This is a genomic window from Streptomyces sp. RGM 3693, assembly GCF_050471125.1.
Taxonomy (GTDB): Bacteria; Actinomycetota; Actinomycetes; order Streptomycetales; family Streptomycetaceae; genus Streptomyces.
In genome coordinates this window covers 504760-521180 of the sequence record NZ_JBMPPQ010000001.1, presented here as the reverse complement: position 1 = coordinate 521180, position 16421 = coordinate 504760, and the positions used below count along the sequence as shown (strand labels likewise).

12 protein-coding genes are annotated in these 16421 nt (G+C 72.4%); 8 read left to right on the top strand and 4 right to left on the bottom strand.

The genetic code is table 11. The features are described from left to right. Positions 1–116: 116 nt before the first annotated feature. The 3 genes from lon to ACO0M4_RS02385 form a co-directional block, all read right to left on the bottom strand. A complete protein-coding gene (gene lon, locus ACO0M4_RS02395) occupies positions 117–2552 on the bottom strand; it encodes an endopeptidase La (protein WP_430367832.1) in 2436 nt (811 codons plus the stop codon). A gap of 149 nt (positions 2553–2701) precedes the next feature. After that, entirely contained in the window at positions 2702–3655 is a 954-nt protein-coding gene (locus ACO0M4_RS02390) for a pentapeptide repeat-containing protein (protein WP_430367831.1), read from the bottom strand. Between the two features lie 134 nt (positions 3656–3789). Beyond that, the gene (locus ACO0M4_RS02385) at positions 3790–4644 is read right to left on the bottom strand and encodes a rhomboid-like protein (protein ID WP_430367830.1); all 855 of its coding nucleotides are present in this window, start codon (positions 4642–4644) and stop codon (positions 3790–3792) included. 203 nt (positions 4645–4847) lie between these two features. On the opposite strand from ACO0M4_RS02385, the gene ACO0M4_RS02380 reads away from it, so the two are divergent. The 8 genes from ACO0M4_RS02380 to ACO0M4_RS02345 all read left to right on the top strand — a co-directional run bounded on the left by ACO0M4_RS02380 (position 4848) and on the right by ACO0M4_RS02345 (position 15376). After that, positions 4848–5612, top strand: coding sequence for a spermidine synthase (locus ACO0M4_RS02380; RefSeq protein ID WP_430367829.1), 765 nt, complete (start codon positions 4848–4850; stop codon positions 5610–5612). 83 nt (positions 5613–5695) lie between these two features. Beyond that, positions 5696–6436: a response regulator transcription factor gene (locus tag ACO0M4_RS02375; RefSeq protein WP_274913320.1), complete on the top strand. Its 741-nt coding sequence runs from the start codon at positions 5696–5698 to the stop codon at positions 6434–6436. Further along, positions 6433–7548 carry a sensor histidine kinase gene (locus tag ACO0M4_RS02370; RefSeq protein ID WP_430367828.1) on the top strand — a complete coding sequence of 372 codons (1116 nt, stop codon included), beginning with the start codon at positions 6433–6435 and terminating at the stop codon, positions 7546–7548. Before ACO0M4_RS02375 ends, ACO0M4_RS02370 begins: the two co-directional genes overlap by 4 nt. Before the next feature lie 237 nt (positions 7549–7785). Continuing rightward, positions 7786–11574, top strand: a complete 3789-nt coding sequence (locus ACO0M4_RS02365) for a multifunctional oxoglutarate decarboxylase/oxoglutarate dehydrogenase thiamine pyrophosphate-binding subunit/dihydrolipoyllysine-residue succinyltransferase subunit (RefSeq protein WP_430367827.1) — start codon at positions 7786–7788, stop codon at positions 11572–11574. Positions 11575–11744: 170 nt separating this feature from the next. Further along, a complete protein-coding gene (locus tag ACO0M4_RS02360) occupies positions 11745–11924 on the top strand; it encodes a DUF6104 family protein (RefSeq protein ID WP_004937694.1) in 180 nt (59 codons plus the stop codon). A 206-nt stretch (positions 11925–12130) separates the two neighbouring features. Continuing rightward, positions 12131–13039, top strand: coding sequence for a DUF4097 family beta strand repeat-containing protein (locus ACO0M4_RS02355; protein WP_430367826.1), 909 nt, complete (start codon positions 12131–12133; stop codon positions 13037–13039). Between the two features lie 2 nt (positions 13040–13041). Further along, positions 13042–14289, top strand: coding sequence for a helix-turn-helix transcriptional regulator (locus ACO0M4_RS02350; protein ID WP_430367825.1), 1248 nt, complete (start codon positions 13042–13044; stop codon positions 14287–14289). A 322-nt stretch (positions 14290–14611) separates the two neighbouring features. Further along, a complete protein-coding gene (locus tag ACO0M4_RS02345) occupies positions 14612–15376 on the top strand; it encodes an antibiotic biosynthesis monooxygenase (protein ID WP_430367824.1) in 765 nt (254 codons plus the stop codon). Between the two features lie 27 nt (positions 15377–15403). Here the strand turns inward: ACO0M4_RS02345 and ACO0M4_RS02340 are convergent, their stop codons facing one another. After that, positions 15404–16366 (bottom strand): zinc-binding dehydrogenase, encoded by a 963-nt coding sequence (locus tag ACO0M4_RS02340; protein ID WP_430367823.1) that lies wholly within the window; start codon positions 16364–16366, stop codon positions 15404–15406. Positions 16367–16421 lie beyond the last annotated feature (55 nt).

Genomic DNA, 16421 nt, shown 5'->3' with positions numbered 1-16421 from the left:
GGCCACACCAATCACTGGGCGCCAGTTCCTCCGCCCTCAAGGACACTTCTCCTCCAAGTCACCGCACCGAGATCCACCGGGCGGCGGGCTCGGACGGACCGACCGCCGCCGGAGCGTTACGCCGCGACCGGGACCCCGGGCTCGGCCCCGTTCGCCGCCGGGGTCAGTGCCAGTTCCAGCACCTGCCGGACATCCGCGACCGGGTGCACCTCCAGCGATTCCAGGATCTCCGCGGGCACATCGTCCAGATCCGGCTCGTTGCGCTGGGGGATGACCACCGTGGTGATCCCGGCCCGGTGCGCCGCCAGCAGCTTCTGCTTGACGCCGCCGATCGGCAGCACCCGCCCGGTGAGCGAGACCTCACCGGTCATCGCGACGTCCGGACGGACCGGGCGGCCGGACAGCAGCGAGGCCAGCGCGGTGGTCATCGTGATGCCGGCGCTGGGGCCGTCCTTGGGGACGGCGCCGGCCGGGACGTGCAGATGGACCCCGCGCTCCTTGAGGTCGCCCACCGGCAGCTCCAGTTCGGCGCCGTGCGAGCGCAGGAAGGACAGCGCGATATGCGCCGACTCCTTCATCACGTCGCCCAGCTGACCGGTCAGCTGCAAACCGGAGGCACCGGTCTCCGGATCGGCCAGCGACGCCTCCACGTAGAGCACGTCTCCGCCGGCACCGGTGACCGCGAGACCGGTGACCACACCGGGCACCGCGGTCCGCCGCCCGGCCGGTTCCTGGGCCGACTCCGGGGTGTGGTGCGGGCGCCCGAGGAGCGGGCGCAGCCCGTCCACCCCTACGGTGCAGGGCAGCTCGCGCTCGCCCAGTTCGTGCTGGGCGGCCACCTTGCGCAGCAGCCTGGCCACCGACCGCTCCAGATTCCGTACGCCCGCCTCGCGGGTGTACTCACCGGCCAGCTTGCGCAGCGCGTCGTCCGCCACGGTCACCTCGCCCGGCGTCAGGCCGGCCCGCTCCAGTTGGCGCGGCACCAGGTGGTCGCGGGCGATGACGACCTTCTCGTCCTCGGTGTAGCCGTCCAGCCGGACCACTTCCATCCGGTCCAGCAGCGGTTCGGGGATCGCCTCCAGGACGTTGGCGGTGGCCAGGAACACCACGTCGGACAGGTCCAGTTCGACCTCCAGGTAGTGGTCCCGGAAGGTGTGGTTCTGCGCCGGGTCCAGCACCTCCAGGAGGGCGGCGGCCGGGTCGCCCCGGTAGTCGGAGCCCACCTTGTCGATCTCGTCGAGGAGGACGACCGGGTTCATCGAGCCGGCCTCCTTGATGGCCCGCACGATCCGGCCGGGCAGCGCGCCGACGTACGTCCGCCGGTGGCCGCGGATCTCCGCCTCGTCCCGGACGCCGCCGAGGGCGACCCGGACGAACTTCCGCCCCATGGCCCGCGCGACGGATTCGCCGAGCGAGGTCTTTCCGACGCCCGGAGGCCCGACGAGCGCCAGGACGGCGCCGCCGCGGCGCCCGCCCACCAGGCCGAGCCCGCGCTCCGACCGCCGCTTGCGCACCGCCAGGTACTCGGTGATCCGCTCCTTGACGTCCTCCAGCCCGGCGTGGTCCGCGTCCAGGACCCGCTTGGCGCCCGCGATGTCGTAGGCGTCCTCGGTCCGTTCGTGCCACGGCAGTTCCAGGACGGTGTCCAGCCAGGTGCGGATCCAGGAGCCTTCGGGACTCTGGTCGCTGGCCCGCTCCAGCTTGTCGACCTCCTTGAGGGCGGCCGTGCGGACCTCCTCGGGCAGGTCGGCGGCCTCGACCCGGGCGCGGTAGTCGTCGCCCTCGTCCTCCGGGTCGCCGTTGAGCTGGGCCAGTTCCTTGCGGACCGCCTCCAGTTGGCGCCGCAGCAGGAATTCCCGCTGCTGCTTGTCGACGCCCTCCTGGACGTCCTTGGCGATGGACTCGGCGACGTCCTGCTCGGCCAGGTGGGAGCGGAGCACGTCGGTGGCGTACTTCAGCCGGGTGACCGGGTCGGTGGTCTCCAGCAGCTGGAGCTTCTGCTCGCTCGTCAGGAACGGCAGGTATCCGGCGTTGTCGGCGAGCGTGGGGACGTCGTCGATGCCGGTGACCCGGTCCACGACCTGCCAGGCGCCACGCTTGCGCAGCCAGCTGGTGGCCAGCGCCTTGTACTCCGTGACGAGTTCGCCGACCGCGCCGGGGAGGGGGTCCGGCGCCGTCTCCTCGACGGGGGTGCCCTCGACCCAGAGCGCGGCGCCCGGGCCGGTGGTGCCCAAACCGATCCGCACCCGGCCCAGCCCTCGGATCAGGGCCCCGGGGTCACCGTCGGACAGCCGTCCGACCTGCTCGATCCGTCCGAGCGTGCCGATCGCCGCGTACGTCCCGTCGATCCGCGGCACCAGCAGCACTCTGGGCTTGCTGCCCGACGAGCCTGACGAGCCTGACGAGGCGGCGGCCTGGGCGGCCTCCACTGCGGCCCGCACCTCGGCGTCGGACAGGTCCAGGGGCACCACCATGCCGGGCAGAACGACCTCGTCGTCGAGGGGCAGCACGGGCAGGATGAGCGTGGTGGACGCCGTCGACTCAGCGGTCATGATCTCCCCTTCGGCAAGCAAGTTGAGCTTTACCCACTCAATGCCGAGCGGCCTGCCGTTGTTCCCCGGCACGTGTTCGCTGTGAGCGATCAGGTGCGGGTAACTCGGTTACGGGGCAGGGGTCGTGGGCCCCACCGGGAGGGGAGGCGCTACCAGTGGGCGGGGCTGCGCAGCCCGCGCGGCAGCCGGGTGGTCGCGTCACCCCGGGCGGCGTTCACCTGGGCCTGCGTCAGGAAGATGCTGCCGGTGAGGTCGGCGCCGCGCAGATCGGCGTCCCGGAGGTCGGCGCCGATCATGTCCGCGGACCGGAGGTCGGCGCCGCGGAGGTCGGCCGCGATGAGGTACGCCCCGCGCAGGTTGGCACCCCGGAGGTCGGCGCCCTTGAGCCGCGCCCCCATCAGGTCCGCGCCCCGCCGCTCCTTCTTACGGCCCGGGACGTTCGCCCGGACCAGCTCGCTGACCCGCAGCAGCAGGACGTTGACCACGCCGCGGTGGGCGGCCACGTCCAGCCCGGCCAGCTCCTCGGCGGTGCCCAGCGTCAGCCGCTCGGTCTCCTCCAGGGCGGCCTGCAGCTCATCGCGCACCGCAGCGGGCAGCACGGCACCAGCCGTTCCGGTGATTGGGGCCTCCCCTGCTCGAACGGAGTTGAGAGCTTGGGGAACGGCGCGGGCGCCGGACGGGAGCGCCACCGCCTCCGTCAGGTACCAGAGCAGCTCGTGCAGCTGGCGCATCACGGCGAACGCGTCGAACATCGGCCGGGCGGTCTCCGGCGCGGTCCGCCAGTCCTTCCCCTCGAAGGTGACCTGGGAGATCTTCTGGCCGGCGCCGAAGCACTCGAAGACCGTGCAGCCGGAGAAGCCGCGCTGCCGCAGGTCGCGGTGGACGCCGCAGCGGAAGTCGGTCCGGAGGTTCGGGCAGGGCCGGCCGGCCTCCTTGTCGAGGGCGAAGTCCGCCGAGCGCGCGAACGGCAGCGCCACACAGCACAGACCGAAGCAGTTGCCGCAGTCGGAGAGCAGCGGGAGCCGGGCGGCGTCCGGACCGTCCGGGCTCTGCGGCGGGGCGGACGTGCGGTCCTGGGCGGGGCGGCGGCGCTCGTGCGACACGATTCTTCTCTGCTCCTGCGGCCGGCGGACGCCCTCCGTCACAGCGCCCGCGAAGGACCCCATTCTCCGCGACGTTCTCCGCGACCGGCGCCGCCGGTGCGCCCGGCGGGCCGTCCGCGCGACCGGCGCCGGGGTCAGGACGTCCGGGTGGCCCGCAGCGCCGGGTGCCCCAGGTCGCCCAGCAGCGGGGCGGGCCCGGAGCGCTGCGCCCGCCAGTACCGGAGCAGCGGCCAGGCGGCGACGCCCAGGGCGAGCGAGAGCAGGTGGCCCCAGTCGGTCATCGGGTCGACGTAGGCGAGCAGGCCGGACACCGCCTGGTAGCCGGCGCCGACCAGCAGCGGCCAGCGCACCCAGGCGGGCAGCAGTCCGGCGAGCGCTCCGACGCAGGTCATCACGCCGAAGCTGATGCCGTAGTCGAGGCGGTGCAACGCGCTGTCCGGCAGCCCCCCGGCGGCGACCGAGAAGCCGACCGGCATCTCGGTGGCGAGGGTGGCCAGCGCGTGCCCGCCGAAGAACACCGCCGCGGCGCGCACCCCGCCGATCCGCCGCTCCAGCGCGGTCAGGACGAAGAGGAAGGCGACGGCGTACCCGGAGAGCAGCCCGCCGGCGATCCACAGGGCGCTGGCGACCAGCACCAGCAGCGGCGCCTGGGCGAGGTGGACCACGTCCGTACTGGAGCCCTGGAGCAGTGCGGAGACCAGGGAGGGGTCGCCCTGCTCGGCGAAGAGCGAGGTGGCCACGAGCAGCAGCGCGTAGCAGAAGGTGAAGGGGGCGCCGGTCGGAGTGGGGAGCAGCCGCCAGGGGTGCAGGCGCGCGCGGGGGCGGCGGGCCGGGGCGTCCGAGGGCTCCGCCACGACCGGCGGGGCGTCCGCGGCCGGTGCGGCCGCGCCACCGCGCTGCCGGGGCATCCCGGGGAGGAGCACCGGAGCGCCCTCACCTGCCCCGTCCCCGGCCGGCGCACCGCCGGCCGTCTCCACCGCACTCGCCATCCCAGGTCCTTCCACGACCCCGCGCACCGTCCGGGATCCACTGTGCACGGCCAACCCATGAGTCAGCTGTGTGAGTGATATCCCTCACAGTCCTCAACCCTCGTGCGGTGCACTGCGTCCGCTGCTCCGGCCGCCGTACCCGCCCCGTCCCACCGTCCGTCCGGCGCTGGACCACCGCACGCGGAGTTGGCCAAGATGGCTGCATGGATCCCGCCCACCCCTGGCATCCGACCGCCGTCGCCGAGCCGGCCGTACGCACCCTCGACCGGCGTGCGGGCCCCTACGGAGAGGTGGTGCTGCGGCGCCGGGACCCGGCCACTCGGGACCCCAACGCCCTTGCCCCGCCCGGGAAGGGGGACGGCCCGGTCTACGAGATCATCGCCAACGGCTGTTTCCTGATGGACACCTCCGACGGACGCTCCGAACGACTGCTGGTCGACGCCGCGCTGACCGCCCTGCCGCCCGACCGGGCACGGCCCTCGGTGCTGATCGGCGGACTGGGCGTGGGCTTCTCCCTGGCCCGGGCGGCCGCCGAGCCGCGCTGGGGCCGGATCGCGGTCGTCGAGCGGGAGGCGGCGGTGATCGACTGGCACCACACCGGCCCGCTGTCGGCGATCTCCGGACCGGCGCTGGCCGACCCGCGCACCGAGGTCCGGCACACCGACCTGGTGGCGTACTTGCGCGAGGGCGCCGGCCAACTCACGTACGACGCGCTGTGCTTGGACATCGACAACGGCCCGGACTGGACCGTCACCGAGGACAACGACGGGCTCTACTCCCCCGCCGGCCTGGCCGCCTGCCGGGACCGGCTGACCCCCGGCGGGGTGCTCGCCGTGTGGTCGGCCCAGCCGTCGTCGGAGTTCGAACGGGCGCTGGGAAATGCCGGATTCGAGGGTGTACGGACCGAAGAGATCCCGGTTGCCCGAGGCGTCCCGGACGTGGTCCACCTGGCGCTCCGGTCCGCGTAGGGCGCGTAGCCGACTGTCACATCATGCCCTTACGCTGCTGCCCAGCAAGACGCGACCACGCAGGGCACATGCAGGGGCGGGCGATGGACCAGACTCAGACAACCCAGGGCGGCACCACCGCGGCCACGCCGGGCGCCCAGCGCCGGGTGCTGGTCGTGGAGGACGATCCGACGATCGTCGATGCCATCGCGGCCCGGCTGCGCGCGGAGGGCTTCCAGGTGCAGACCGCCACCGACGGCCCGGCCGCGGTCGACACGGCCGAGGCGTGGCAGCCTGACCTGCTCGTCCTCGACGTGATGCTGCCGGGCTTCGACGGCCTGGAGGTGTGCCGCCGGGTGCAGGCGCAGCGCCCGGTGCCGGTGATGATGCTCACCGCCCGCGACGACGAGACCGACATGCTGGTGGGCCTCGGGGTCGGCGCCGACGACTACATGACCAAACCGTTCTCCATGCGGGAGCTGGCCGCCCGGGTGCACGTCCTGCTGCGTCGGGTCGAGCGGGCCGCACTGGCCGCGCACACCCCGCGCAGCGGCATCCTGCGGCTGGGCGAGCTGGAGATCGACCACGCGCAGCGCCGGGTGCGGGTACGCGGCACCGACGTCCACCTCACCCCCACCGAGTTCGACCTGCTGGTCTGCCTGGCGAACACCCCGCGTGCGGTGCTCTCCCGCGAGCAGCTGCTGGCCGAGGTCTGGGACTGGGCGGACGCGTCGGGGACGCGGACGGTGGACAGCCACATCAAGGCGCTGCGCCGCAAGATCGGCGCCGAGCGCATCCGCACGGTCCACGGCGTCGGGTACGCCCTGGAGACCCCGCCCGCATGATCCGTCGGTGGCGGCCGCGGGCACGGGACCTGTGGGACCGGGTCTGGGACGCGTTGCGGCCGCTGGACCCGTACCGCTCGGTCAAGGCGGCGCTCGGGGCCCTGGTGATCGTTTCGGTGATCATCACCACGCTCCTGGTGTTCGTGGCGATGCACTCCGCGACCGAGCTGCGGGTGATCACGGTCTTCTCGATCATCGCCTCGCTGCTGATCACCCAGTTCGTGGCCACCGGGCTGACCGCCCCGCTCGGCGAGATGACCGAGGTGACCCGGGCGATGGCGCACGGTAACTACACCCGCCGGGTCCGCGCGGACCGCCGCGACGAGTTCGGCGACCTGGCCGACGCCTTCAACCGCATGGCCGCCGACCTGGAAGCGGTGGACACCCACCGCAAGGAACTCGTCGCCAACGTCTCGCACGAGCTGCGCACCCCCATCGCGGCGCTGCGCGCGGTGCTGGAGAACGTCGTCGACGGCGTCTGCGAGCCCGACGCCGACACCATGCGGACCGCGCTGAAGCAGACCGAGCGGCTGGGCCGGCTGGTGGAACACCTGCTGGACCTGTCCCGGCTGGACAACGGCGTGGTGCCGCTGCACGCCCGCCGCTTCGAGGTCTGGCCGTACCTGTCCGGGGTGCTCAAGGAGGCCAACATGAGCCGCGGCGCCTCCACGCTCTCCGGCACCGGCACCCACACCCGGGCGGACGTCCACCTCCACCTCGACGTCTCCCCGCCGGAGCTGACCGCGTACGCCGACGCCGAGCGGCTCCACCAGGTCGTCGCCAACCTCATCGACAACGCGATCAAGCACAGCCCGCGGCACGGCCGGGTCACGGTGCGGGCCCGGCGCGGCGACGGGCCGGAGAGCCTGGTGCTGGAGGTGCAGGACGAGGGCCCCGGCATCCCGGAGTCCGAGCGCTACCGGGTCTTCGAACGGTTCAACCGCGGCGGACCCGCCCCCTCGGGTCCGGGCACCGACGGCGGGACGGGGCTGGGCCTGGCCATCGCGCGCTGGGCGGTGGACCTGCACGGCGGACGGATCGGGGTGGCCGAATCACCCCGAGGTTGCCGGATCCGGGTCATTCTTCCGGGGCTGGAGTCATCCCGGGGTTGACGCCGACTGACGTAGGGTCGGTGGTGGGAGCACTCATTCCGGGGTGCGACGGCGATGCCCGCTACCCGCACGCAGGCAAACCACGGGTGTTTCCCGCCAAGTCAGCCCCTGAAACCCTTCGGTGAATGTGATGTGCGCGACGAGTGACCCTCCCGGACTGCACCGAAGGTCACAAGAGGCGTAGCCTTTATTCCCGCTGTCCACCACCTTAGGAAGCGGAAGAGGGCGGTTGCCGCCGTGTCGCTACAGTCCCCCAACAGTGCGAGTGTCTCGACCGAACAGGAAGAGCAGCGGAAGAATCCCGCTGCCGCGTTCGGCTCCAACGAGTGGCTCGTCGACGAGATCTACCAGCAGTACCTCCAGGACCCGAACTCGGTAGACCGAGCCTGGTGGGACTTCTTCGCCGACTACAAGCCGGGCGGCGCCACCGCGCCGAGCCAGCCGACGACCGACGCTGCCCCGGCAGCTCCGGCCCCGTCGGCCCCGGCCCCTGCGGCGGCCCCCGCCGCGGAGGCTCCGAAGCCCCCCGCCGCGGCCCCGGTCGCCCCGGCGAAGCCGGCCGCGAGCGCTGCGCCCGCGCCCGTCAAGAGCGCCCCCGCGAAGCCCGCGGCGAAGCCGGCTCCGGCTGCCAAGCAGTCCCCCGCCGGTGAGGCACCCGAGGGTCCCGAGTTCGTCACCCTGCGCGGCCCGTCGGCGGCCGTCGCGAAGAACATGAGCGCGTCCCTGGAGCTGCCGACGGCCACGTCCGTCCGCGCGGTCCCGGTGAAGCTGCTGTTCGACAACCGGATCGTCATCAACAACCACCTCAAGCGCGCCCGTGGCGGGAAGGTCTCCTTCACGCACATCATCGGGTACGCGATGGTGCAGGCCCTCAAGGCCATGCCGTCGATGAACAACTCCTTCGCGGAGAAGGACGGCAAGCCGACGCTGGTCAAGCCGGCGCACATCAACCTCGGCCTGGCCATCGACCTGGTGAAGGCGAAGGGCGAGCGCCAGCTGGTCGTCGCGGCCATCAAGAAGGCCGAGACGCTGAGCTTCTTCGAGTTCTGGCAGGCGTACGAGGACATCGTCCGCCGGGCCCGGGACAACAAGCTCACGATGGACGACTTCACCGGGGTCACCGCGTCGCTGACGAACCCCGGCGGCATCGGCACCGTCCACTCGGTGCCGCGCCTGATGCCCGGCCAGTCCATGATCATGGGCGTCGGCTCGATGGACTACCCGGCCGAGTTCCAGGGCACCTCGCAGGACGCCCTGAACAAGCTGGGTGTCTCCAAGGTCATGACGCTGACCAGCACCTATGACCACCGGGTGATCCAGGGCGCCGCCTCCGGCGAGTTCCTGCGGATCATGAGCCAGCTGCTGCTCGGCGAGAACGACTTCTACGACGACATCTTCAAGTCGCTGCGGATCCCCTACGAGCCGATCCGCTGGCTGCGCGACATCGACGCCTCACACGACGACGACGTCACCAAGGCCGCGCGGGTCTTCGAGCTGATCCACTCCTACCGGGTCCGCGGCCACGTCATGGCCGACACCGACCCGCTGGAGTACCACCAGCGCAAGCACCCCGACCTCGACATCACCGAGCACGGCCTCACCCTGTGGGACCTGGAGCGCGAGTTCGCGGTCGGCGGCTTCTCCGGCAAGTCCATGATGAAGCTGCGCGACATCCTGGGCGTGCTGCGCGACTCGTACTGCCGCACCACCGGCATCGAGTTCATGCACATCCAGGACCCCAAGCAGCGCAAGTGGATCCAGGACCGGGTCGAGCGCGCGCACAAGTCCCCCGAGCGCGACGAGCAGCTGCGCATCCTGCGCCGGCTGAACTCCGCCGAGGCGTTCGAGACGTTCCTGCAGACCAAGTACGTCGGTCAGAAGCGCTTCTCGCTGGAGGGCGGCGAGTCCGTCATCCCGCTGCTGGACGCGGTCATCGACTCCGCGGCCGAGGCGCGGCTGGACGAGGCCGTCATCGGCATGGCCCACCGCGGCCGGCTCAACGTGCTGGCGAACATCGTCGGCAAGTCGTACGCCCAGCTCTTCCGCGAGTTCGAGGGCAACCTCGACCCGAAGTCGATGCACGGCTCCGGCGACGTGAAGTACCACCTGGGCGCCGAGGGCACCTTCACCGGTCTGGACGGCGAGCAGATCAAGGTCTCGCTCACCGCCAACCCCTCCCACCTGGAGGCCGTGGACCCGGTCGTCGAGGGTGTCGCCCGCGCCAAGCAGGACATCATCAACAAGGGCGGTACGGACTTCACGGTCCTGCCGATCCAGCTGCACGGTGACGCGGCGTTCGCCGGTCAGGGCGTGGTCGCGGAGACGCTGAACATGTCCCAGCTGCGCGGCTACCGCACCGGCGGCACGGTGCACGTCGTCATCAACAACCAGGTCGGCTTCACCGCCGCGCCGGAGTCCTCGCGCTCCTCCATGTACGCCACCGACGTGGCCCGCATGATCGAGGCGCCGATCTTCCACGTCAACGGCGACGACCCCGAGGCCGTCGTCCGGGTCGCCCGGCTCGCCTTCGAGTTCCGCCAGGCGTTCAACAAGGACGTGGTCATCGACCTGATCTGCTACCGCCGCCGCGGCCACAACGAGCTCGACAACCCGGCCTTCACCCAGCCGCTGATGTACGACCTGATCGACAAGAAGCGTTCGGTGCGCAAGCTCTACACCGAGTCGCTGATCGGCCGGGGCGACATCACCCTCGAAGAGGCGGAGCAGGCGCTCCAGGACTTCCAGGGCCAGCTGGAGAAGGTCTTCACCGAGGTCCGCGACGCCGCGACGACCCCGGCCGTGCCGGAGGTCCCGCAGCCGCAGGCCGAGTTCCCGGTCCACGTGGAGACCGCGGTCTCCCAGGAGGTCGTCAAGCGGATCGCCGAGTCGCAGGTCAACATCCCCGACCACATCACCGTCCACCCGCGGCTGCTGCCGCAGCTGCAGCGCCGGGCGACGATGGTCGAGGAAGGCACGATCGACTGGGGCATGGGCGAGACCCTGGCCATCGGTTCGCTGCTGATGGAGGGCACCCCGGTCCGGCTCGCCGGCCAGGACTCCCGCCGCGGCACGTTCGGCCAGCGCCACGCGGTGCTGATCGACCGGAAGACCGGCGAGGACTACACGCCGCTGCTGTACCTGTCCGAGGACCAGGCCCGCTTCAACGTCTACGACTCGCTGCTCAGCGAGTACGCGGCGATGGGCTTCGAGTACGGCTACTCGCTGGCCCGTCCGGACGCGCTGGTGATGTGGGAGGCGCAGTTCGGTGACTTCACCAACGGCGCGCAGACCGTCATCGACGAGTTCATCTCCTCCGCGGAGCAGAAGTGGGGCCAGACGTCCGGCGTCACCCTGCTGCTCCCGCACGGCTACGAGGGCCAGGGCCCGGACCACTCCTCGGCCCGGATCGAGCGCTTCCTCCAGCTGTGCGCGCAGAACAACATGACCGTCGCGATGCCGACGCTCCCGTCGAACTACTTCCACCTGCTGCGCTGGCAGGTGCACAACCCGCACCACAAGCCGCTGATCGTCTTCACCCCGAAGTCGATGCTGCGTCTGAAGGCCGCGGCGTCGAAGGCGGCGGAGTTCGTCACCGGCGGTTTCCGTCCGGTCATCGGCGACGCCGTGGTCAAGCCCGAGGACGTCCGCAAGGTCGTCTTCTGCTCCGGCAAGGTCTACTACGACCTGGAGGAGGAGCGGGTCAAGCGCGGCGCGTTCGACACCGCGCTGGTCCGGATCGAGCGGCTGTACCCGCTGCCCGGCAAGGAGCTCCAGGCGGAGATCGCCAAGTTCCCGAACGCCGAGAAGTACCTGTGGGCGCAGGAGGAGCCGGCGAACCAGGGTGCCTGGCCGTTCCTCGGCCTCAACCTGATCGACCACCTGGACCTGGCGGTCGGCGCCGACGTCCCGCACGGTGAGCGCCTGCGCCGCATCTCGCGGCCGCACGGCTCGTCGCCGGCGGTCGGCTCGGCCAAGCGGCACCAGGCCGAGCAGGCTCAGCTGGTGGCGGAGGTCTTCGACGCGTGAGCGTCTAGCCGCCGCTGACCACGGTCCGCGAAGGGCCCGCCCCACCGTTCGGTGGGGCGGGCCCTTCGGGCTGTCCGGGGGCGGTGCGGGCCGCCCCCGGCCGGTGGCACGGCGGGTCCCCGCGGCTGCCTATCCTGGCCGCAATGTCCCTTTGACCTGGTGGAGAGCACGTGTATTTCACTGACCGCGGCATCGAGGAGCTGGAGAACCGGCGCGGCGAGGAGGAGGTCACCCTCGGGTGGGTGGCCGAGCAGCTCCGGACGTTCGTCGACCTCAACCCGGACTTCGAGGTTCCGGTCGAGCGGCTGGCTACCTGGCTGGCTCGGCTGGACGACGAGGACGATGAGTAGGGGCATAGCGGCGTAGGGGCGTAGGGGCGGACATCGGCTCGTTGGGCGCGTAGCCGGCGGGCCGGGTCGGCGTCACCTAGGGGAACGGCAGGGGCGTATCAGGGCAGGGTCGGGGTTGGATCCGCTTGACTCCCGCGGGCTGCGATATATCGTGTCTAACGAAGACGCGATATGTTGCGTGTCTGCCTACCCAGGGGAGGCCAGGTATGTCAGCCCGGACCGAGTGGACGGTCTCCGCACCACGCACACTGGAGATCGAGGAACCCGTCAGCGCCCTCTCCGTGCGCCTGATGGGCGGCACCGTCAACGTCGTCGGCACCTCCGAGGGCGGGCCGGCCCGGCTGGAGATCTCCGAGCTGCACGGCCCGCCGGTGACGGTCTCCTACGAGGACGGCACCCTCTCCGTCGGCTACGACGACCTGCCCTGGAAGGGCTTCTTGAAGTTCCTGGAGCGCAAGGGCTGGAACCGCAGCGCGGTGGTCTCGGTGACGGTGCCGGCCACCACCCGCGTCGAGGTCGGGGTGGTCGGCGCCGCTGCGGTCGTCTCCGGCGTCTCGGGGCGCACGGAGCTGCGCGGGGTCAACGGGGACTGCACCCTCGTCGGCCTCTCCGGTCCGGTCCGCGCCGACACCGTCGCCGGCAACGTCGAGGCGCAGGCCCTGACCGGCGACCTCCAGTTCAACTCCGTATCGGGCGATCTGACGGTCATCGAGGGCACCGGCGGCGCGGTGCACGCCGACTCCGTCAGCGGTGACATGGTCCTGGACCTGGACCCGGCGGCGGGGGCGGAGATCGACCTGACCACGGTCTCCGGCGAGATCGCCATCCGGCTGCCCGATCCGGCCGACGCCAAGGTGGACGCGGGCACCACCACCGGCGCGGTCACCAACGCCTTCGACGACCTGCGGGTCACCGGCCAGTGGGGCGCCAAGCGGATCACCGGCTCGTTGGGGGCCGGCACCGGCCGACTCAAGGCCACCACCATCTCCGGCGCCCTCGCCCTGCTGCGCCGCCCCGCCGACGAGGAACCGCACGGCCTCGCCGACGAGCCGGGCGGCGGACCGGGCGACGGCCCCTCCCCCACGACCCCACCCGCCGGGAAGAAGGTGCTCTGAGCATGCCCCCCGTCTTTGCCCACGGCCGCCTGCGGCTCTACCTCCTCAAGCTGCTCGACGAGGCCCCGCGGCACGGCTACGAGATCATCCGCCTCCTGGAGGAGCGCTTCCAGGGGCTCTACGCCCCGTCCGCCGGCACGGTCTACCCCCGGCTGGCCAAGCTGGAGGCCGAGGGCCTGGTGACCCACGCCACCGAGGGCGGCCGCAAGGTCTACTCCATCACCGACGCCGGCCGCGCCGAACTGGCCGACCGCGGCGGGGAACTCGCCGATCTGGAGCTGGAGATCCGCGAGTCGGTGGCGGCCCTCGCCTCCGACATCCGCGCGGACGTCAGCGGCTCGGCACGCGATCTGCGCCGGGAGGTCCGGGAGGCCGCCCAGCAGGCCCGGGCGGGCGCCGGAAAGGCCGGCGCGGGGAAGGCCGATGCGGGGAAGGCTGGCGCCGCGCAGAGCGGGCGCAAGGGCCCGGCCGGCGGACGGCCGTTCCCGGAAGCCTCGGACTACTTCGACGGCGCGTTCGGCGACAAGGACGCCTGGCGCCAGGCGAAGGAGGAGTTCCGGCGCGCCAAGGAGGAGTGGAAGGAGCAGGCCCGCCGCGCCAAGGAGGAGAGCCGCCGCGCCAAGCAGGACGCCCAGCGGGCCCGCAAGCAGGCCAGGGACGCCCAGGTGTTCGCCCGCGAGGAGATCCAGCGGGTCATCAAGCACGTCCAGGAACAGGCCCAGGGGGCGGTGCGCACCGGCGACTGGTCGGCGGCGGTGCGGGACGCGCTGTCCGAGGTGTCCCGCGAGGTCGGCCGGTACACCGGCGCCACGTCCGGCACCGATGCGGCCGACGAGCACGGGCGGACCGCCCCGGACGCCGCGGACCGCAGCGCCGCCGCGGACCACGGCACCGCCCAGGACGGCCCGCGGATCACGGTCGAGCGGATCGACCTCACCAAGGAGGCCCCCGAGGCGCCGGCCCCGGAGTCCCCGGAAGCGCCGACGGCCCGGGCGGCGCACGCCCCCGAGGAGCCCGCCGCGCCCGCGTGGGCCACCGAGCCGGGCGGCGACGACCCGGCCCGCGACTTCGACCGCCTGCTGGACCGCTTCCGGGACGACCTGCGGGACGCCGCCCGCGACCACGGCGTCACCGCGGCACAGCTCACGGAGTCCCGCCGCCGGCTGGCGGCCACCGCCGCCCACATCGGCACACTGCTGCGCCGCCCGGGGACGGACGGCACGCACACACAGGCGGACCGGGAGGCGTAGCGGCCGGTCCACCGGTCCACGCCGGGTGCGGTCCGCACGGGGGACGGACCGCACCGGGGTCAGTGAGCCAATCCGTACGAGGGGACGGTCCGCACCGGGGTCGTGGGTCGGTCCGTCGGTCCGTCGGTCCGCGCCGGGGGCCGACGGTCTCCCGGCGGTCCAACAGCGCGAGCAGCAGCTCCGGTTCAGCGACGGTGGGGCTGCCGGTGTGGTCCGCGTGTTCCACCCCGGCACGCGCCAACCCCCTTGACCTCAACCGAACTTGAGGGGGCAGCATCGTGCCCGAGATCCCAGGACCGCCCCGGCACGACAAGGAGCCCCCATGCCCCCGACCGCCTCCACCCCGGCCCCCGTTCCCTCCCCCGGTTTCCCGGACGTCCGGCGGCCCGACGCCGGCACCGTCCTGATCAGCCCCTGGGTGGTACCCGCGGCCCGCTTCCAACGCGCGGCGGCCGACGCGGTACTGGCCGCCTGGGAGGAGCAGCAGCGCCCGGCCGCGATGCTGGCGCTCACCACGTTCCTGAGTACCGACGGCAGCCATGTCCTCAACTACGCACAGTGGAAGGACGACGCTGCCCACCGGGAATGGGTCCGCACCCGGCGTCCCGCGGCCATCGGCCCCATCGACCGGGCCATCCCGGGCATCCGCCGTCCGGCCCTGATCCGCTATCGCCGCCACCGCAGTCATGTGGCCGAGGAACGCGCCACCCGGACGCCGGCGTTCCTGGTGACCCCGACGTTCGCCACCACCGGGCCGGAGGCCCAGCGCACCCTCGCCGACACCGCGCTCCGGATAGTGGCCGAGGAGCCGGTACCGGGGCTGCTCGGCGCGCACTTCCACCTCTCGCAGGACGGCGGACGGGTGCTCAACTACGGGGAGTGGGTGGATGCTTCGGCCTGGCGGACGTTCGCGGCCGGCGCCACCGCGGCCAGGCTCCGGGCGACGATCGAGGCCCTGCCCGGAGTCACCCCCACCCCGGCGGTACCACTGGACGACACGGGCGCGGGCACGCCCGGCGTACGGGACGTGCCCGCCTACGTCCTGCACCGGAGCCTGGTCAACGTCCCACCGCCCGGCCGCGGCTGACGCCCGGGACGGGCCCGGCCCGGCGGCTCAGACGGTCAGCACGATCTTCCCGAAGAGCTCGCCCTCGGCCATCTTCTCCAAGCCCTCGCGCGCCCGGTCCAGCGGCAGCGTGGAGTCGATCACCGGCCGGATGCCCTTGGCGGCGCAGAAGCTGAGCAGCCCGGCCAGTTCCTCCTTGCTGCCCATCGTCGAACCGACGATCTTCAGCTCCAGGAAGAAGATCCGGTTGAGCTCCCCGCTCTTCGGCGTGAAGCCGCTGGTGGCGCCGGAGATGACCAGGGTGCCGCCGGGCCGCAGCGACTTCACCGAATGCGACCAGGTGGCGGCGCCGACCGTCTCGATCACCGCGTCCACCCGCCGGGGCAGCCGCTCGCCGGACGCGAACGCCGCCTCGGCGCCCAGCTCCACCGCGCGCTTGCGCTTGGTCTCGTCCCGGCTGGTGGCGAAGACCCGCAGGCCCGCTGCGGCGCCCAGGACGATGGCGGCGGTCGCCACCCCGCCGCCGGCGCCCTGGACCAGCACGCTGTCCCCGGGCCGGACCCCGGCGTTGGTGAACAGCATCCGGTACGCGGTCAGCCACGCGGTGGGCAGGCAGGCGGCCTCCGCGAAGGACAGCTCCGCGGGCTTGGGGAGGACGTTCCAGGTGGGCACGGTGACCCGCTCGGCGAAGGTGCCCTGGTAGCGCTCGGTGAGGATGGACGGCTTCTCGTTCGGGCCGACTCCGTGGCCGGTCTGCCCGATGACGGAGTGCAGGACGACCTCGTTGCCGTGCTCGTCGATGCCGGCGGCGTCACAGCCGAGGATCATCGGGAGCGACTCCTCGGTGATCCCGACGCCGCGCAGCGTCCACAGGTCGTGGTGGTTGAGGGAGGCGGCCTTGACGTCGACGGTGGTCCAGCCGGGGCGGGCGGCGGGGGCCGGACGCTCCCCCAATTCGAGGCCGTTCAGCGGCTGGTCGCGGTCGATGCGGGCGGCGTAGGCAGCAAACATGATCCCAACGTAGGCCGCGGGCGGGCCCCGCGACAGCGGACGCGGGTGTGACACG